General features: G+C 68.5%; 17 protein-coding genes. 10 read left to right on the top strand and 7 right to left on the bottom strand.

Annotation, left to right across the window (positions count from 1 at the left end; translation table 11 throughout):
• Window positions 1-588 carry a GTP cyclohydrolase I FolE gene (gene folE / locus ACW17W_RS04595; RefSeq protein ID WP_492079561.1) on the bottom strand — a complete coding sequence of 196 codons (588 nt, stop codon included), beginning with the start codon at window positions 586-588 and terminating at the stop codon, window positions 1-3.
• A 63-nt stretch (window positions 589-651) separates the two neighbouring features.
• Window positions 652-1,506, bottom strand: a complete 855-nt coding sequence (locus ACW17W_RS04600) for a DUF6065 family protein (RefSeq protein ID WP_492079562.1) — start codon at window positions 1,504-1,506, stop codon at window positions 652-654.
• A gap of 294 nt (window positions 1,507-1,800) precedes the next feature.
• Here ACW17W_RS04600 and fliQ point away from each other — a divergent pair, with 294 nt between their 5' ends.
• The 6 genes from fliQ to ACW17W_RS04630 all read left to right on the top strand — a co-directional run bounded on the left by fliQ (window position 1,801) and on the right by ACW17W_RS04630 (window position 9,937).
• On the top strand, window positions 1,801-2,064 hold the full coding sequence (gene fliQ, locus ACW17W_RS04605) for a flagellar biosynthesis protein FliQ (RefSeq protein WP_492079563.1): 264 nt from the start codon (window positions 1,801-1,803) through the stop codon (window positions 2,062-2,064).
• A gap of 9 nt (window positions 2,065-2,073) precedes the next feature.
• Entirely contained in the window at window positions 2,074-2,853 is a 780-nt protein-coding gene (gene fliR / locus ACW17W_RS04610) for a flagellar biosynthetic protein FliR (protein WP_492079564.1), read from the top strand.
• The gene (flhB, locus tag ACW17W_RS04615) at window positions 2,846-3,934 is read left to right on the top strand and encodes a flagellar biosynthesis protein FlhB (RefSeq protein ID WP_492079565.1); all 1,089 of its coding nucleotides are present in this window, start codon (window positions 2,846-2,848) and stop codon (window positions 3,932-3,934) included. Before fliR ends, flhB begins: the two co-directional genes overlap by 8 nt.
• A gap of 57 nt (window positions 3,935-3,991) precedes the next feature.
• Complete coding sequence (gene cckA, locus ACW17W_RS04620) at window positions 3,992-6,091, top strand: cell cycle histidine kinase CckA (protein ID WP_492079566.1); 2,100 nt, start codon at window positions 3,992-3,994, stop codon at window positions 6,089-6,091.
• 107 nt (window positions 6,092-6,198) lie between these two features.
• A complete protein-coding gene (locus ACW17W_RS04625; protein WP_492079567.1) occupies window positions 6,199-8,049 on the top strand; it encodes a DUF885 domain-containing protein in 1,851 nt (616 codons plus the stop codon).
• Between the two features lie 88 nt (window positions 8,050-8,137).
• On the top strand, window positions 8,138-9,937 hold the full coding sequence (locus tag ACW17W_RS04630) for a DUF885 domain-containing protein (RefSeq protein WP_492079568.1): 1,800 nt from the start codon (window positions 8,138-8,140) through the stop codon (window positions 9,935-9,937).
• Here ACW17W_RS04630 and ACW17W_RS04635 read toward each other — a convergent pair.
• On the bottom strand, window positions 9,934-10,881 hold the full coding sequence (locus ACW17W_RS04635; protein WP_492079569.1) for a LysR substrate-binding domain-containing protein: 948 nt from the start codon (window positions 10,879-10,881) through the stop codon (window positions 9,934-9,936). The genes ACW17W_RS04630 and ACW17W_RS04635 overlap by 4 nt on opposite strands.
• Before the next feature lie 98 nt (window positions 10,882-10,979).
• Here ACW17W_RS04635 and ACW17W_RS04640 point away from each other — a divergent pair, with 98 nt between their 5' ends.
• Window positions 10,980-11,144, top strand: a complete 165-nt coding sequence (locus tag ACW17W_RS04640; protein WP_492079570.1) for a hypothetical protein — start codon at window positions 10,980-10,982, stop codon at window positions 11,142-11,144.
• Between the two features lie 21 nt (window positions 11,145-11,165).
• Here the strand turns inward: ACW17W_RS04640 and ACW17W_RS04645 are convergent, their stop codons facing one another.
• The 3 genes from ACW17W_RS04645 to ACW17W_RS04655 all read right to left on the bottom strand — a co-directional run bounded on the left by ACW17W_RS04645 (window position 11,166) and on the right by ACW17W_RS04655 (window position 13,423).
• Window positions 11,166-12,077: an NAD(P)/FAD-dependent oxidoreductase gene (locus ACW17W_RS04645; RefSeq protein WP_492079571.1), complete on the bottom strand. Its 912-nt coding sequence runs from the start codon at window positions 12,075-12,077 to the stop codon at window positions 11,166-11,168.
• A complete protein-coding gene (locus ACW17W_RS04650; protein WP_492079572.1) occupies window positions 12,070-13,203 on the bottom strand; it encodes a DUF1176 domain-containing protein in 1,134 nt (377 codons plus the stop codon). Before ACW17W_RS04650 ends, ACW17W_RS04645 begins: the two co-directional genes overlap by 8 nt.
• A gap of 85 nt (window positions 13,204-13,288) precedes the next feature.
• The gene (locus tag ACW17W_RS04655) at window positions 13,289-13,423 is read right to left on the bottom strand and encodes a hypothetical protein (protein ID WP_492079573.1); all 135 of its coding nucleotides are present in this window, start codon (window positions 13,421-13,423) and stop codon (window positions 13,289-13,291) included.
• A gap of 189 nt (window positions 13,424-13,612) precedes the next feature.
• Here ACW17W_RS04655 and ACW17W_RS04660 point away from each other — a divergent pair, with 189 nt between their 5' ends.
• The 3 genes from ACW17W_RS04660 (at window position 13,613) to ACW17W_RS04670 (ending at window position 16,293) form a co-directional block, all read left to right on the top strand.
• Window positions 13,613-14,833 (top strand): NADP-dependent isocitrate dehydrogenase, encoded by a 1,221-nt coding sequence (locus ACW17W_RS04660; RefSeq protein ID WP_492079574.1) that lies wholly within the window; start codon window positions 13,613-13,615, stop codon window positions 14,831-14,833.
• Between the two features lie 184 nt (window positions 14,834-15,017).
• Window positions 15,018-15,677, top strand: coding sequence for a DUF2939 domain-containing protein (locus ACW17W_RS04665; RefSeq protein ID WP_492079575.1), 660 nt, complete (start codon window positions 15,018-15,020; stop codon window positions 15,675-15,677).
• A gap of 49 nt (window positions 15,678-15,726) precedes the next feature.
• Window positions 15,727-16,293: a DUF2939 domain-containing protein gene (locus ACW17W_RS04670; protein ID WP_492079576.1), complete on the top strand. Its 567-nt coding sequence runs from the start codon at window positions 15,727-15,729 to the stop codon at window positions 16,291-16,293.
• Window positions 16,294-16,298: 5 nt separating this feature from the next.
• On the opposite strand, the gene ACW17W_RS04675 is transcribed toward ACW17W_RS04670, so the two are convergent.
• A complete protein-coding gene (locus ACW17W_RS04675) occupies window positions 16,299-18,098 on the bottom strand; it encodes a DUF885 domain-containing protein (protein WP_492079577.1) in 1,800 nt (599 codons plus the stop codon).
• Window positions 18,099-18,186: the final 88 nt, after the last annotated feature.

Below are 18,186 nucleotides of genomic sequence, written 5' to 3' on the forward strand. Positions count from 1 at the left end.
TCAGCGCCGCCGCGTCAGGCTGAGGAACTCCTCCCGGGTGCGGGGGTCGTCCTTGAAAAGGCCCAGGAGGGTGGAGGTGGTCAGGGTCGTCCCCGGGGCGTTGACGCCGCGCAGGGTCATGCAGCTGTGCTCGGCCTCGACGACCACGCCGACGCCATGGGGGCGCAGCACCTCCTGGATGGCGCCGGCGATCTCGGCCGTCATCTTTTCCTGGATCTGCAGGCGGCGGGCGAAGCCGCGCACGACCCGCGCCAGTTTGGAGATGCCGACGACCCGGTCGGTCGGCAGATAGGCGACATGGGCCACGCCGACGACCGGGAGCATGTGATGCTCGCAGAAGGAGACGAAGCGGATGTCCTTGAGCACCACCATCTGGTCATAGCCGCCGACCTCCTCGAAGGTCCGCTCCAGATAGGCGCGGGGGTCGGTCTCATAGCCGGAGAACAGCTCCCGGTAGCTGCGCGCGACACGGCCCGGGGTGTCGAGCAGCCCCTCGCGGTCCGGATTGTCCCCGGCCCATTTGATCAGGGTGCGGACGGCGGCCTCGGCCTCGGCGGCGGAGACTTGCGGGTAGGATTGATCAGTCATGGGGCGCATATAGCCGCCGGCAGGCGTGAGGGGGAGGGGGCGACCATTTCGCCGCAGGCGGGGTCATCCGCGCTTTGGCCCGCCCTCATGTTTGACGGGACAGACGCGGCGCGATCCGGTCTGGCGGAACGGCGACAGCCGCAGTTTGGATTCATGGTCGGCCGGACCGGGGTGACCCTCTGGATGCAGGCCGCGATAGTAGAGTTTCTGCCACTGGTCGGCAGGGGCCTTGGGCCGGGTTTTCCTGACCCATTCCTGAAAGGCGAGGCGAGAGTCGCGCCAGGCGTCATAGGATTGGAGAAGTTCGGGCTGGTCCTCCATGGGACGAAGCTCCGGCTTCAGCCCGTCAAGCACGCCGCGCGGGGTGGGGAAGAAGAAGCAGAACGGCTCATCCTCCTCGAACCGGATCCAGACGTCGGGACGGGTGAACCGCCAGTTCATGGTGAAGGTGTAGGGCGACCAGTCGGTCTCGATGATTCCGCCCATCGGGGCGATTCCGTCCTTCATGGCGTTGGGCGGGCCGCTGACCCAGAGGTTCCAGCCTTCCGACGTGCGGAAGATGCCGTCGGCATGGAACGTCAGGGCGCCGCTGCCGAACAGGGAGACCGGACCCTTCTTCGGGTCGCTGCCCGGATCCAGAACAATCTCGACCGAACGGGCGTCCACGCCGCCGTGCCAGCGCGCCTTGAACCCGCAAGGGCTGAGCATGACCCAGCCGTGGGTGTTGGCGATGGCGAGGGGCAGGCAGCGGTAGGCGAAACTCTCCGGCGTATCGCTCATCCATTCGCGTTTCGGAGAGGCGGGGGCCAGGCGCGGGGTCCAGCCCTCGCGCACATAGCAGACCAGCTCGGTCTCCGCCGCCCGGGCGGGCGCGCCACGCGGCCGCTCCGGCGCTGACCCCTTGAGCCGCTTCCTCATCCCGGACCCTTCCCGACGGTTGACGCGGCAATATGGCATGGGCCGTATCGGCTCGTAAGGGCGGGCCGCCCTGTCGTCCGGGTGTGCGGTCCCGGGCGGGCGGCGCATGGGCGGCAGGCTGCAAGCCGCGATCAGGGGCCGCGTTCGGGGTCGAACCGACCCGGCCAGCTCCGACCGCTGGCGTGCGATGCGGGCCCGCGACGGCGGCGGTTCGTCTGCACAATCGGCGGCTCCCTAACCTCCCGTTAACCACGCTCCCGGCATTTTCTGCCCGGTATCGAGTGGGGTTTGACGATGAACGGCGCTGAAGTTCTGGATGTGGGTCGCGACGCCATCTGGCTGACGATCCAGCTGTGTGCGCCGGTCCTGCTGGTCGGTCTGGTGGTCGGCGTCGGCATCGGCCTGTTCCAGGCCCTGACCCAGATCCAGGAACAGACCCTGGTCTATGCCCCAAAGATCATCGCCATCTTCGTCTCCCTGCTGCTGTTCCTCCCGCTGATGGGCGCCCTTCTGGGCGGGTTCATGCGGACCATCGCGGCCCGCATCGCGGGGATGTAGCGACCGCGCATGGAACCCTATGCGACCGCCGATCAGGTCTGGGCCGGCGGTCTGATCTTCGCCCGGATCGGGGCCATGCTGCTGACCTTGCCGGGGATCGGCGAGGCCTATGTGCCGCCGCGCATCCGGCTGTCGCTGGCCCTGCTGATTTCGCTGGTGCTGTGGCCCGTCGTGGCCCCGGGCCTGCCGCCCCTGCCGGCGACCATCGGGGGTATGGCCGGGTGGGTGATCCGTGAGGCCGTCACGGGGCTGATGGTCGGCTATATGCTGCGCATCTTCATGTCGGCCCTGGCGACGGCGGGCGAGATCGTCTCGCTGCAGACCACGCTCAGCTTCGCCCAGACGGCCAATCCGCTGCAGGCCCAGCCCGGCACGACCATCGCCGCCTTCCTGATGCTGTTCGGGACGGTTCTGGTCTTTGCGACCAATACCCATCACCTGTTCATCGCCGGCCTGGTGGGATCATATGAGGTGATCCCGCCGATGAAGCCGCTGATCATGGGCGACTTCACCCGGATGGCGGTGCGGACGGTCGCCGACAGCTTCGCCCTGGGCGTGCAGCTGGCGGCGCCGGTGATCGTCTTCGCCCTGATCTTCAACCTGGCGTCGGGGCTGGTGGCCCGGGTCATGCCGTCGTTCCAGGTCTTCTTCGCCGCCGCGCCGCTCAGCGTCATTCTGGGGCTGTCGGTCTTCGCCCTGTCGCTGGGGGTGATGGGCACAGTATTTATCGACCGCTACCGCGTTCTGGCGCGGGTGTTTGCGGCAGGGGCGGGAGGCGCCGGTGGCTGAAGGCGCCGATCCCGAGTCCAAAACCGAAGAGGCCTCCGGCAGGAAACTCGACGAGGCCCGCAAGAAGGGCGATGTCGCCAAGTCCCCGGACGTCGGGCAGACCCTGAGCCTGATGGGGGCCTCCGCCGTGCTGCTGATCGGCGGCGGCTGGTTCTGCGGCCGGATGGCGGAGGAGCTTCTGCCCTTCATCGCCGCGCCCCATACCATGATCGGCGGGCTGGAAACCGGCGCCGGGGTCGAGATCGGCATGCGGGCCCTGTGGGCGGCCGCTCCCTTTCTGGGGGCGGTGATGATGGCCACCATCCTCGGCGGGGTGGGCGGCAATGTCGGTCAGGTGGGGGGGCTGATCTTTTCGGCCGAGAAGCTGAAGCCGAAATGGGAGACGCTGAACCCCATGAACGGGTTCAAGCGCATCTTCGGGCCGGACGGCCTGATGCATTTCGCCCAGACCCTTTTGAAACTGGTCGCCGTGGGTGTGATCTGCTGGTTCGTGCTCAAGCCCCATGCGCGGGAGATGGAGAACCTGGCGGCCATGAGCCCCCTGGCCATCCTGCCCCTGGCGCGCGATCTGGCGGTGTCGCTGCTGGCGGCCACCCTGGTGTTCATGGGCTTTACCGCCGGCGGGGACTTCATCTGGCAGAAGCTGCGCTTCGCCAAAAAGATGCGAATGACCAAGGAGGAGGTCAAGGAAGACTACAAACAGTCCGAGGGCGACCCCCACATCAAGGCCAAGCTGCGCCAGATCCGCATGCAGCGCAGCCGTCAGCGGATGATGCAGAACGTCCCGACGGCCACCGTCATCGTCACCAACCCGACCCACTATTCGGTGGCCCTGAGATACGAGCCGGACAAGGGCGACGCCGCCCCCCTGTGCGTCGCCAAGGGCGTCGACGCGGTCGCGCTGCGCATCCGCGAGGTGGCGCGCGAACACGATGTTCCGATCGTCGAGAACGTGCCTCTGGCCCGCGCCCTCTACGCCGTCGTCGATGTCGACGAGACGATTCCGCGCGAACATTTCGAGGCCGCCGCCAAGGTCATCGGCTTCGTCATGCAGAAGCGGAAGCGGCGCGGATTCTCCTGAGGCGAGAACGACGGCGTTTGGGGATATGATCAGCGCACTGATTCGCCGTGAGGTCGCATGACCGGAGCCGTTCACAGTCCGTCGCGTCGCGCCTTCGATCCGTTACTGGTCGTGATGGGCGTGGGCTTCGCCGTGGCGGTCGGAGCCCTGGCCTGGCCGGCTTTCCGGGCGGGTCCGCTGACGACGCCCGGGCTGGTCCTGCTGGTCACGGTGGCGGCCGTAGCCCTGATCGGGCTGTTCGCCTTCGGCCGTGTGGACGCGCGCCGTCCCGCCGGAGACGTGGCCCTGGAGATGCTGGAGGCCATGGCCGAGCCGGCGGCCCTGGTCTGGGCCGGGGGGCAGGTGCTGGCCTTCAACGCCGCATGGGCCGGGCAGAACGGCGCCACCGCGACCCTGCCCCATGTGCGCACGGCACGGGGCAAGCCGGCGCAGGCGCTGTACATGGCCTTCGCCCAGGCGCGGAAGGGCGGCGAGGGCCGCGCCATCATCACCCTGGGCGCACGCGAGATCGAGGTCCTGATCGGTCAGGCGGGCGAGGGGCGGTTCCTGGTGCGACAGGCGCCCGAGGCGGCCCTGACGTCCCCGGCGGCGCCGTCCTCGCGCCCGCTGATGGCCGACAATGGCGAAGGCCGGGCCATGGCCGCCGGGGCCCCGTTCGGCTCGGCTGTGATTGCGGGCGAGGATCTGTTCGCCGGCCGGGCCGATGAGCCCAACCCGGCGCTGGCCGTGCTGACCGGCCCCAACGCCGCCCGCGACGCCGCCTTCGGCCATCTGTTCGATCCCGGCAGCGTCACGGCGGCGCGCAAGGCGATGGAGGCGGGCTCCAGCGGGCCGGTCGATCTGGTCCCCAGGGCCTTCCCCGACCGGATGCTGCACCTCTATGTCGCGCCGGAAGGCGACCGGAGACGGGTCTGGCTGTTCGACGTCTCGGCCCAGAAGACGATGGAGCTGCAACTCTCGCAGGCCCAGAAGATGCAGGCCGTCGGCCAGCTGGCGGGCGGGGTGGCGCACGACTTCAACAACCTGCTGACCGCCATCCAGATGCAGCTGTCGGGCCTGCTGGAGCGCCATCCGGTCGGCGATCCGTCCTATGAGGGGCTGAACGAGATCCGCCAGACGGCGATCCGGGCGGCGGATCTGGTGCGCAAGCTGCTGGCCTTCTCGCGCAAGTCCACGGTTCGCCGCGAGCGGCTGGATCTGGGCGAGCTGGTGTCGGAGTTCACGGTGCTGCTGCGCCGGCTGCTGCGCGAGGACGTCCGGCTGGAGACCGACTACGGCCGCGATTTGCCGGTGGTTCTGGCCGACAAGAGCCAGCTGGAGACGGCGGTGATGAACCTGGCCGTCAACGCCCGCGACGCCATGCGCGGGGTGGTCGAGCCGGGCGCGGGCGTGGTCACCATCAAGACCCGGCGGCTGACCCGGGACCAGGCCCAGACCCTGGGCTGGCGGGCGGCGCCGGAGGGGGACAGCGCCCTGATCGAGGTGTCCGACACAGGGCCCGGCGTGCCGCCCGAGCTGCTGGACAAGATTTTCGAGCCCTTCTTCACCACCAAGGCCGTCAACGAGGGCACGGGCATGGGACTGGCGACGGTCTATGGCATCGCCCAGCAGGCGGGCGGCCATATCACGGTCGCCAACCTGACCGGGGCGGGGGCGGCGTTCCGCATCTTCCTGCCCGCCGCCACGGTCGAGGAACTGGTCGAGGCCGCGCCGATCGCGGTCAAGGCCAAGTCCGCGCCCCGGGACCTGTCCGGGGCAGGCCGCATCCTGTTCGTCGAGGACGAGGCCTCGGTGCGCGTGATTGCGGCCAAACTGCTGCGTCAGCGCGGCTATGAGGTGATCGAGGCCGAGGATGGCGAACAGGCGCTGGAGCTGGCGGAGGAATGGGCCGGCAAGATCGACATGCTGATTTCCGACGTCATCATGCCCGGGTTGGACGGGCCGTCCCTGCTCAAGAAGGCCCGCCCGTATCTGGGCGACGCGCCGGTTATGTTCATCTCGGGCTATGCCGAGAGCGATTTCTCGGACCTGCTGCAGGACGAGGTCGGGGTGTCGTTCCTGCCCAAGCCGCTGGACATCAAGACCCTGGCCGAGCGGGTCAAGCAGGAGCTGCACCGCGAGCCGGACGCGGTCGGGATCGAGACGTCAGGCTTCTGACGCCGGTTTTCCCGAGGCGTGACGCCTTCTGACGGTTTGCGGCCCCGAATTCACTTGCCGTATGGCTGGCGGAGCGATCCATTGTCCCTGCATTTCCGGAGCCCGCCATGATCGATCGTCGCCGCCTTCTGTTCACCGCCGCTGCCGGCGCCGCCCTGTCGGCCTCGGGTCAGGCCCTGGCCCATCCCGCAGCCGGTCTGGCCCAGACGGCGGCCGCGCCCGCAGCAGGTCCGGCGGGGCAGCTGACCGCCCTGATGGACAGCATCTTCCAGAAGATGGTCATGACCTCGCCCGAGACCCTGACGAGCCTCGGCTTCGACAAGGGTCCCAATGCGGCGATGAAGTCGAAGCTGGACGACCGGTCCCAGGCCAGGATCGACGCCGACAAGGCCGACTTCCGCGCCTCCATGACGAAGCTCGCGACCATCGACCGGTCCGGCCTGACCGGCGCCCCGGCCGTCCACTACGATACCCTGAAGTATTTCGGCGAAACCGTCGTGGCCGGCTATGACTTCCCCTACGGCGGCGGCTTCTTCCCCTCGCCCTATACCGTCAGCCAGCTTGGCGGGACCTATCAGAGCCTTCCGGACTTCCTCGACAGCCAGCACGCCATTGAAACGGCCGACGACGCCGAGGCCTATCTGTCGCGCCTGTCGGCCTTCGGCACGGCGCTTGATCAGGAAACCGAGCGGATGAAGGCGGAGTATTCCGCCGGGGCCGTGCCGCCGGACTTCATCATCGCCAAGACCCTGACCCAGATGAATGCGATTACGGGGACGCCGGTCGACCAGCTGACCCTGGTCGCCTCCATCGTCCGCCGGGCGGGCGAGAAGGGGCTGGCCGGCGACTGGGCGGGCCGGGCGACCGGCATCGTCAATGCTGACGTCCTGCCGGCCCTGAACCGGCAGATCGAGGCGCTGAAGGCGGTGCAGCCGACCGCCACCCATGACGCCGGCGCCTGGAGGCTGCCGAACGGCGAGGCCTATTACAATTTCGGCCTTCGCTATTTCACCACGACCAATATGACGGGCGACGAGGTCCATGAGATGGGTCTGGCCCAGCTGGCCGAACTGTCGGCCCGCGCGGACGTCATCCTGAAGGCCCAGGGCATGACCCAGGGCACGGTGGGCGAGCGGATCGGCGCCATGGGCAAGGATCAGCGCTTCATCTATCCAAACACCGACGAGGCCAAGGAAGAGCTGCTGCGCGATCTCAATACCCAGATCGTGGCGATGGAGGCCCGGCTGCCCGAGTACTTCGGCCGTATCCCCAAGTCGCTGGTCGAGGTCCGGCGCGTGCCCAAGGCGATCGAGGCCGGGGCGCCCGGCGGCTACTACAACTCGCCCGCGCTCGATGGATCGCGGCCCGGCGCCTACTACATCAATCTGCGCGACACGGCCGAGTGGCCGAAATGGACCCTGCCGACCCTGACCTATCATGAGGCGACGCCGGGCCATCACCATCAGATCGCCCTCCAGCAGGAGAACGACGACACGCCGATGCTCATGAAGATCATGGGCTTCTCGGCCTATTCCGAGGGCTGGGCCCTCTATTCCGAGCAGCTGGCGGACGAGATGGGCGTCTATGAGGGCGATCCGTGGGGCCAGATCGGCTATCTGCAGTCGCTGATGTTCCGGGCCACGCGTCTGGTTGTCGATTCCGGCCTGCACCACAAACGCTGGAGCCGCGAGCGGGCGATCGCCTTCATGGTCGCCGCCACCGGGGATCAGGAAAGCTCGGTCACTACCGAGATCGAACGCTACTGCGTCTGGCCCGGCCAGGCCGCCAGCTACAAGGTCGGCCATACGACCATCGTCGATATCCGCGAGGGCGCGAAACGCCGACTGGGATCGAAGTTCGACATCAAGGGCTTCCACGACACCCTGCTGGGCGTCGGCGGCGTGCCGCTGGAGGTTCTGCGCGGGGTCATGGCGGACTGGGAGCGGGCCCAGGCCTGACCTCGCCGGCTGCGGCCTTTGGACTGAAGACGCGACCCTGAAGACCGGCCACTGTGAGCGCGGGCGTGGGGCCCGCGAGGAGACCGCCATGATCGACCGCCGCCGCCTGTTAATGACCGCCGCCGCGACGGCGGTCGTCGCGCCCTCGCTCGCTCCGGGATTCGCCCGGGCGGAAGATGACGCCGATACGCGGCTCAATGCCCTGCTGGATGGCTGGTTCGAGGCGGATATCGACGAGTCGCCGGAACGCGCGACCAATCTGGGTCTGGATCGCGGCGCCCGTGCGGGGCTGTCGTCGAAACTGGGTGAGGCGGGGCCCGAGGCGATCCGCAAGGACCGCGAGAAGGCGATCGCCCGTTGGGCCGCCTTGCAGATCTTCGACCGGACCGGGCTCAGCGAGGCGGGCGCACTCAACTACGCCATCGCCGCCTTCGGCCGCGAGACCTCGGCGGAGACGGCCCGTTTCGCCTATGGCTCCGGGCCGGGGCGGCCCTCGCCCTATGTCGTGACCCAGTTGTCGGGCGCCTATTTCGAGACGCCGGACTTCCTCGACAACCAGCACCGCGTCGAGGATGCGGCGGGCGCCGAGGCCTTCCTGTCGCGGCTGGAAGCCTTCGCGGGAGTGCTGGACGGGGAGACGGAGAAGGTGCGCGAGGACGCCGGTCTGGGCGTCATCCCGCCCGACTTCATCATCGACCGGATGCTGCCGCAGGTGCGGACCCTGCATGATACGAACGCGGCCGATCTGGCCATGATCCGGTCTCTGGCGCGCAAGACCGCCGCCTTGAACCTGTCCGGCTATGACGCCCGCGCCGCCGCCATCGTCGACGGCAAGGTCAAGCCGGCGCTGGCCCGCCAGCTCGAGACGCTGGAGGCGATCCGACCCCGGGCGGGGCATGAGGCCGGGGTGTGGCGGCTGCCCGAGGGCGAGGCCTTCTACGCCAACGGGCTGAAGGCCAATACCACCACGACCCTGACGGCCGCCGAGATCCACGCCCTGGGCAAGGAACAGGTGGCAGAGATCAGCGCAGAGATCGATACGATCCTCAAAAGTCAGGGCTATACCCGGGGCACGGTCGGCGAGCGCATCCAGGGGCTGAACAAGGATCCCGCCCAGCTCTTCCCCAATACCGACGCGGGCAAGGAAGAGCTGCTGGCTTGGCTGAACGAACAGGTGGCGGCGCTGGAGCCGAAACTGCCGCAGGTCTTCGGCCGCCTGCCGAAGTCACACGTCGAGATCCGCCGTGTGCCGATGTCGATCCAGTCAGGGGCGCCGGGCGGCTATTACCAGGGGCCGCCTCTGGATGGGTCGCGGCCGGGCGCCTATTACATCAACCTGCGCGACAGCGGGAACTGGCCGCGCTTCGCCCTGCCGACCCTGACCTATCACGAGGCCTCGCCGGGGCATCACCTGCAGGTGGCGCTGCAACGCGAGTCGGGCGACCTGCCGAACTGGCGGCGGGCAGGCGGCTTCTCAGCCTATAACGAGGGGTGGGCCCTGTATGCCGAGGCGGTCGCGGCCAACGATCTGGACGCCTATGCCGGAAACCCGCTGGGCCGGGCCGGCTTCCTGATGTCGTATCTGTTCCGGGCCGTGCGGCTGGTGGTCGATACGGGCCTGCATTCGGAACGCTGGAGCCGCGAGCAGGCCGTCGAATACATGGCCGCCTCGGGCGCCAAGCCGTTGGACGCCTCCAACAGCGAGATCAACCGCTACACCGTCTGGCCGGGTCAGGCCTGTTCCTACAAGGTCGGCCACACCGTGATCGCCCGCCTGCGGGCCGAGGCCGAGGCCCGGCCCGGCTTCGACCTGCGCGCCTTCCACGACAGGGTGCTGGAAAGCGGCTCCCTGCCGCTGGCGGTGCTGGAAGCCCGGATGAAGGCCTAACCGCCCCTCTGTTGCGCCAGCCGGGCCTCGGCGGCGCGGATGGCGGCGTCGTCAGAGGCTGAGGCGACGAGCCAGTCGCGGAAGCGGGCGATCTTGGGCGATCGCCGCCGGTCGGCGGGCCAGGCGATCCAGTAGCCGAGGCTGAGTTCGACGAGGTCTGGAAAGGGCTGGACCAGCATCCCGGACGCGATCTCCCGCGCATAGAGGATGGGAGAGGCGAGGGCGACGCCCTGACCGCCGAGGGCCGCCGCCACCTCCAGCGCCTGGAAGTCGGCCCGCAGCCGAACCGACGGATGACCGACATCTGCGACCCCTGCAGCGGCGAACCAGACGGCCCACTCCTTCTCGTCGCCGATGCGGGGCGCCGCGATCAGGCGCGACGGGGCGGTCAGATCCAGAGAGGCGGCCAGTTCCGGGGTGCAGAGCGGGGTGAAGACCCCGGGCATCAACCGCGCGGCCTCCAGCCCCGGCCAGTCGCCCGAACCGGCGCGGATGCCGACATCGAAATTGTCCCGTTCAAGATCCAGCAACTGGCTGGAGGTGTCGACGCGCACGGCCAGACCGGCGTTGGCCACCTGAAAGGCGCCGAGCCGGGGCGCCAGCCACTGGCTGGCCAGGGTCGCCAGGGCGGTGATCGACAAAACCCCCTGGTCGGCCTCGGTCAGGTCGGCGAAGGCGCGGCGCAGCAACAGCATGGCCTCTGTCGCGGCGCGGGCCAGTCGCTCGCCGGGCTCGGTCAGGGCGACCTCGCGCGGCAGGCGGCGAAACAGGCTGAGGCCCAGCTTCGTCTCCAGCGCCTTGATCTGCCAGCTCACCGCCGCCTGGGTCATGCCCAGTTCGGCGGCCGCCCGGGTGAAGCTCTTCAGGCGCGCAGCCGCCTCGAACACCCGGATCGAGGCCAGGGGCACACCGGAGAGGGGATCGTTCGTTCGCGGTCCGGACATAAGCAAGCCTTGTGTATCTATCCGATCATCCGGTTTGCCGCCCTGTGCGGTCAAGCCCATTCTGCGAACATCGCAGGCGGCAAACACAGGGGGCTGACATGGAAGAGGCGCATCGCACTCATAAGGACGTCATGTGGGGCTGGGTGAGCCTTCTGCCGTCGCTGGTCCGCGCGGCCCGCGCCGTGATCGTGGCGTCCCTGCTCCCGCGCGACCGGGTGGTCATGCCTTGGAGCCTGCGCGCGCGCGACGACGGTTCGGCCTGAGACCGCGCGCCCCCGTCCTTCTCAGACCGTCTGCCCGTCTTCGGTGCGCAGTTCGTTGTGAATGGCGGTCGCCGCGACCGCGGCCTCGGCGGTGGCGACGGCGATCTGGTTCAGACCCCGCACGACATCGCCGGCCGCGTAGAGGCCCGGGATGCTGGTCAGCTGATGGGAGTCCACCACCATCCGGCCGTCGTCGCCGGTGCAGGCGCCAAGGCGCTCGGCCAGGGACGCGTTCGGCGACGTGCCCAGGGCCGAATAGACCAGATCGAAAGCCGTCTTGCGGCCGCCCCAGGACAGGGCCGTGACCCGGTCGCCTTCGAGTTCGACGTTGTCGATCGGGGTCTCGACCAGGGCGACGCCCAACCGGGTCAGCGCCTCGCGTTCGCTCAGGTCGCCCGGCGATCCGACGTGGATCAGGGTGACGCGATCAGTGTAGGTGCGCAGGAAGGCGGCCTCGCGCACCCCCATGTCGTCCTTGCCGATGATGGCCACGGCCTTGTCCCGCGCCTCATAGCCGTCGCAGATCGGGCAGATGCGGACGAGGGCGCGCTGGATGGCCCGCTCCACCCCGGGCAGGTCCGGATGATGGTCGACGACCCCGGTCGCCAGCAGCACGGCCCTGACGTTCAGATCCCGGCCGTTCAGCGAGGCGACGAAACCGCCCTCGACGGCGCGCAGGGTCTCCACGGCCCCCGCCTCGATCACAGCGCCATACTCTTCGGCCTGTTCGCGCAGGCGGCGGACGATGTGGGTTCCGCTGATGCCGGCGGGGAAGCCGGGCATGTTGTGGCTGAGCGGGATCCAGTCGGCGCGGGTCTCTCCGCCGTCGGCGACGACAACCTGGCGCAGGAAACGGCCGAGATAGGTCGCTGCGGTCAGGCCAGCAGGTCCGGCGCCGACGATCAGAACGTCGGGATCACGCGGGTCACTCACTGCGGCTGCGCCAGGTCGTCGGCCAGCGTTCGGCCCCCGCGCCCCAGCATTCGCCCATGACGCTTTCCTCGGTGAGGGTGAATTCGCGGCCGGTCCAGGTCCAGGTCGTGGCGACGCCGCAGTCGCCAATGCCCCGTCCCTTGGCGAACTGGCTGAGGGTGCGGGTCTCGGCCGAATAGCCGGCGTTGGTCAGGACGTCCTCGGCTTCGCCCGTCCCCTTGAAACTGACCAGACGAGGGTTGGAGCCGCCCGGCCCGGTCAGGAAGTAGCGGGTTCCGAAATTATAGGCGCCGACGAAACAGGGCACGCCCCAGAGTTCGGTGGACGCGTCCAGCCTGGCGGACTGGACCTCCTTCTGGATCTCGGGGGAGAAGTCGGTGTCGGCGCGGCACTGTTTCGCCTCCGTTGTCGCCTCGATCGCGGCGGGCAGGATCTGGCCGGTATCGCCAAACCCGGTCTGGGAGACGGCGGGTGCGGCGGTCACCCGCGGCAGGGCGGGCGTCGCACGCACAGCCGACGCCGGCTTCGATCCCTTTCGGACCAGGGCCGTGACCGTGTCCAGCCGTCCCTGACGCTCGTCGATCCACAGCAGGGCCGCCGAGGCGCCGGACAGGTTCATGGCCTGGACCTCCTCTCCCAGTGTCAGGGTCATGGCGCGTCCTGCGGTCAGGGCCGTAACCGCCGCGAGGGGGTCGGACAGGGTCACGTCGGGTTCGTCCGGCTGGCGCGTCGCCGTGGCGAATATCCGCCCGTCGATCGCGACGCGGATGGACGTCGTCGCGGGATCGCCCTCCGCCGGCCAGAAGCCCGCCATGACGTCAGGGCGCGCTTCTGGCCCTGCGGGCATATGGACGCGCACCCAGCCCGTGGCTCCGTCTCCGGCCGCAGGGCCGAAGGCCATACAGTCGTTGCCATTGTCGCAGACGGCGAACCAGTCGCGGAAAGTCTTCGTCTCGGATGGCATGGCGGGCGCCGCCGCCGCCGCCAGCTCGCCGGCGTCGGAGGGCGATGCGCCCTGCCCGGATGTCCGGGCATCCGCCGCTTCCTGCCCGCAGGCCGCCAGCGCCAGCGCGGCGAGCGCGACGCGACCGGTCTTCAGCCTGCGGTCCTGTCCTGTCCAGCGCATCCCGTTGTCTCCCGTTGGTACGCCACTCAGCCAGGGCGAATACGGCCAGGATAGTGTGCCTCGCGTCCGTGAGCTGCAAGCGACGTCATGATGACAGCCGGGGATCGCGCGCGTCATGTTCATCCAGCAGGCGTCGCATCAACTCGACATCGATCAGGACCGGCGCCTCGCAGAAGGCGAGGATCCATCTCTGGGTCAGGGTCTCGATTTCATCGATCATCAAACACGCCTTCGAACGCACGAACCCGGGGATCGAATAAACCCGCTGCAATCGCCGAAGTTCGGTCGTGGGCGGATGACTTTTTCGGGGCAGGGCCAAGACGTGACGCCTGACCCTTTGCGCAGCCGTCGGCGCCTCGCTATACCCGCCGCAATCCTGCTTTTCCCAAACGTCAGAGGCGCAAATCGCATGGCCAAGATCAAGGTCGCCAATCCCATCGTCGACATCGACGGCGACGAAATGACCCGCATCATCTGGCAGTGGATCAAGGACAAGCTGGTCTTCCCGTTCGTGGACGTCGAACTGGACTACTACGATCTGGGGATGGAACACCGCGACGCCACCGACGACCAGGTGACGATCGACGCCGCCCACGCGATCCAGAAGCACGGCGTCGGCGTGAAATGCGCCACCATCACCCCGGACGAGGCCCGGGTGAAGGAGTTCGGCCTGAAGAAGATGTGGAAGTCGCCGAACGGCACCATCCGCAACATCCTGGGTGGCGTCGTCTTCCGTGAGCCGATCATCTGCTCGAACGTGCCCCGTCTGGTGCCCGGCTGGACCCAGCCCATCATCGTCGGCCGTCACGCCTTCGGCGACCAGTACAAGGCCACCGACTTCCTCGTTCCCGGCCCCGGCAAGCTGATGATGACCTTCACCGGCGACGACGGGACGGTCATCGAGCATGAGGTGTTCCAGTTCCCGTCGGCCGGCGTCGCCATGGGGATGTACAACCTGGACGACTCGATCCGCGACTTCGCCCACGCCTCGTTCAGCTACGGCCTGAACCGCAACTTCCCGGTCTATCTCTCGACCAAGAACACGATTCTGAAAGCCTATGACGGCCGCTTCAAGGACATCTTCCAGGAGGTGTTCGACGCCGAATACGCTGACAAATTCAAGGCCGCCGGCCTGACCTATGAGCACCGGCTGATCGACGACATGGTCGCGGCCGCGATCAAGTGGTCGGGCGGCTTCGTCTGGGCCTGCAAGAACTACGACGGCGACGTCCAGTCCGACGTCGTGGCCCAGGGCTTCGGCTCGCTGGGTCTGATGACCTCGGTCCTGATGACGCCGGACGGCAAGGTGATGGAGACCGAGGCCGCTCACGGCACCGTGACGCGCCACTATCGCCAGCACCAGAAGGGCGAGGCCACCTCGACCAACTCGATCGCCTCGATCTTCGCCTGGACCAGCGGCTTCAAGCATCGCGCCAAGCTGGACGACAACGCCGGGCTGATGACCTTCGCCGAGACCCTCGAACGGGTCGTCGTCGAGACCGTCGAGGCCGGCTTCATGACCAAGGACCTGGCGCTGCTGGTCGGCGATCAACAGGGGTGGCTGACCACCGAGGGCTTCCTCGACAAGGTCGCCGAGAACCTGAAGGCCGCCCTGCCCGACATCGGTTGAGAACCGGCTTTCCGGCGCCATGCGCGTGACGCGGCCGCTCGCGGTCTGAGCGCGCGCAAATTGGATCGAATACGCCCGCCGGAGCGATCCGGCGGGCGTTTTTGCGCCCTGTCGAAGCGGTCACGCTTGCCCTTGTCGAAATCCGCCGTAGCCTTGTCTGTATCGTTGGATCGGATCCCCTGTCTTGAACTCGCCGCCCGCCCCCGATGACCGTCCGACCGTCTGGCAGCAGGCGCGGGTCGAGCGCGAGGCGGAGGGACGACGCCCCTCGGTCAAGCGGCTGATCCTGAATGTGATCACGGTCGGGCTGGTGGTCGCGGTCGTCGCCTTCTTCGCCGCGCCCCTTGTGGCCTTCTATGGCATCCGGGCGGCGGCCGGGGCCGGGGATGTGCAGGGTCTGGCCCAGCTGATCGACTATGACGCCGTTCGCGCCTCGCTTCGACCGCAGTTGTCGAGCCGTCCGGCACCCCAGACGCCGGCCCCTTCGATCCTTCAGGACCCCCTCGGCGCCATTCGCCGCCAGTTCGATCAGGCGGTTCAGCCTGCCGCGCCCGCAGGACCGGATGTGGAGGCCTATCTGGCGCCGGCGGCGCTGGAGGCCCTGTCTCTGGGCCATGGCCGGGCCTCGCCCCGGTTCGGTCTGGCGGGCGCCGCGGCTGCGCCAGAGACGCGGCGATCCCGCCCCCGGCCGGTCTACTGGAGCGTCAACCGGGCGCGCCTCGACGTGCGCGATCCTCAGGCGGCGACCGGAACGGTCTTCACCTTCGAGCGGCGCGGACCATTTGAGTGGAGACTGGTGCATATCGGCCTGCCGGACCGCACAACAGCGGTCGTGGGCGGGTGAACGGCCAGGCCTCGAATGCGTTGAGTGTGCAGACCCCAATGGAGCCCCTATGAGCCGCAAACTATTGACCGGCGTCGTCTTCCTCGCGGTCGTCGTCCTTGCGGCCGCCTTCCTGGGATCTCCGGTGCTGGCTGTGCAGTCGCTCGTCCGGGCGGCAGAGGCGGGCGATGCGACGGCGCTGGAGCGGAAGGTCGATTTTCCGGCCCTGCGCCAGAGCCTGAAGTCCGAGATGAGCGGCGCCATGCGCGACGAACTGCGCGACAAGGCCGGCGATCTCGGCACGGGGCTGGGCGGCCTCGGCATGATCCTGGCGCCCAGTTTCATGGACAGCGCCGTCGACGCCCTGGTCACCCCTCGCGTCGTGGCCGAGGTGGTGCGGACGGGGCAGAGGCCAGAAACGCGCGATGTGGCGCGCGATGCGGTGCGCGGGTCCGACCCGGGGCCGAAGCCGACCGACAGCCGGCTGCACCGCGCCTATGGCTATCGCGACCTGAACACCTTCGTCATTCGCCTGACCCGCGAGGACCGGCCCGAACAGCCCCTGCGCCTGCTGATGACGCGCCGGGGGTTGTTTGACTGGAAGCTGTCAGGCGTGGAGTTGCCGCCCCGAGCCTGACGCGCCTACTTCGCCTTCTGCGTCTCGATCCAGGCGTTCATCCGCTGGTCCAGAAGGTCCAGCGGCAGGGGGCCGTCGATCAGAAGGGCGTCGTGGAAGTCGCGGACGTTGAACCGGTCGCCCAGGGCCGCCTCGGCCCGGGTGCGGATTTCGCGCAGCCGGATCTCGCCGATCTTGTAGGCCAGGGCCTGACCCGGCCAGCCGATATAGCGCTGCAACTCGGTTTCGATATTGTGCGGCGAGAGGGCCGAGTTGTCGGTGAAACAGGCGCGCGCCTGTTCCGTGGTCCAGCCCATCCAGTGCATGCCGGTGTCCGCGACCAGCCGGCAGGCGCGCCACATCTCATAAGACAGGCGGCCGAACCGCTCTTCCGGCGTGCGATAGAAGCCCATCTCCTCGCCAAGGAATTCGGAGTACAGGCCCCAGCCCTCGGTGAAGGCGGTGACGTCGACGTTCCTGCGGAACCAGGGGCCCTCCGCCGCCTCCTGTTGCAGGGCGATCTGGAGGTGGTGGCCGGGGACCGCCTCGTGCAGGGTCAGGGCCGGCAGTTCGTACAATGGCCGCTGATCCAGCTTGCCCGTGTTGACGATATAGCCGCCGGGGACACCCTCGGCGAGGGAACCGCCGTTATAGCGGCCGGTCGTATAGGTGGCCTCGATGTCTAACGGCACGGGCCGGACATTGTAGGTCAGGCGGGGCAGGGTGCGGAACAGGGCCGGCAGGCCGCCGTCGGCCCGTTTGGCCATCTCCGACGCCTTCTCCATCATGTCCTCGCGCGAGGTCGCGTAGAATTTCGGGTCGGTGCGCAGGTGGTTGAGGAAGCCGGCGAAGTCGCCGGTCCAACCCGAGGCCTTCATCTCCCCATCCATGCGGGCCCGGATGCGGGCGACCTCGTCGAGTCCGATCTGGTGGATCTGGTCCGGGGTCAGGTCGGTGGTGGTGTAGGAGCGGGCCTGGAAGGCGTAATAGGCCTTGCCGCCCGGACGCGAGCCTATGCCGACCACGGCCGAGGCGGCGGGCAGGTAGTCGTCACGCACGAAGGCCAGCCAGGCGGCGCGGCGGGGCGCGATCTGTTCGGCGACGATGGCGGCGGCGCGGGCCCGCAGGGCGGTCTGGTCCGCCGCCGGGATGGAGGCGGGCAGGGCGGCAAACGGCTTCATGAGGGGTTCGGTGTCGGCCGTGTAGGCCGCCTCATTGCCGAGGGTGATCAGCATGCTCTCGACCACGGACCGGGGCTGGGTAAAGCCGGTCTCCAGCCCGCGCCGGGCGTTGGCCAGGCCCTCGTCATAGAGTTTGGGCAGGCCTTCCAGCCGGGCGATCCAGGCGTCGGCGTCGGCGCGGTTGGTGATCCGCGTCAGGGAGGCGAGGTAGTTGGCCATCTGGCCGATCCCGCCTTCGGAATCGAAGGCCAGACGGCCGCTGTCGAACTCTATGGCCCGGATCGACCGGTCCAGCACCCAGATCAGGAAGGCGCGGTTCAGGCTGTCCCCGGACGAGAGGCCGGCGGTCGGAATGGCCTCCGCCCGCGCCTTCAGCGCCTCCAGCGGGGCCTTGCGCGCCACCTCGGCCGCGCGGCTGATGTCGGGCAGCTTCGACTTGGCCGCCTGATCCCCCTCCAGCCCCGCGCTGATGGGGTCATTGGTCTTGAGGAAGGCTTCGTAGTCGGTGAGCAGGGTCGCCAGCGCCGCATTGGAAGCGGGTGTCGGGGCTGTCGCCATCGCGGGGGTGGCCGTCTGCGCCACGGCGAGGCCGGACACGGAGCTGAGCAGAAGTGCGGCGAAGCCGGCGGCGGCCAGATGGTTCATGCGAGTCCCTGTGTGTTTCGAGACGGCATGGGGACCGATGCGGCGGGGTTCGTCAATGGCGGCGTCTTTATAGTGCCCTCTCCCATAG

This window comes from Brevundimonas sp. FV1ye29L, assembly GCF_058681095.1.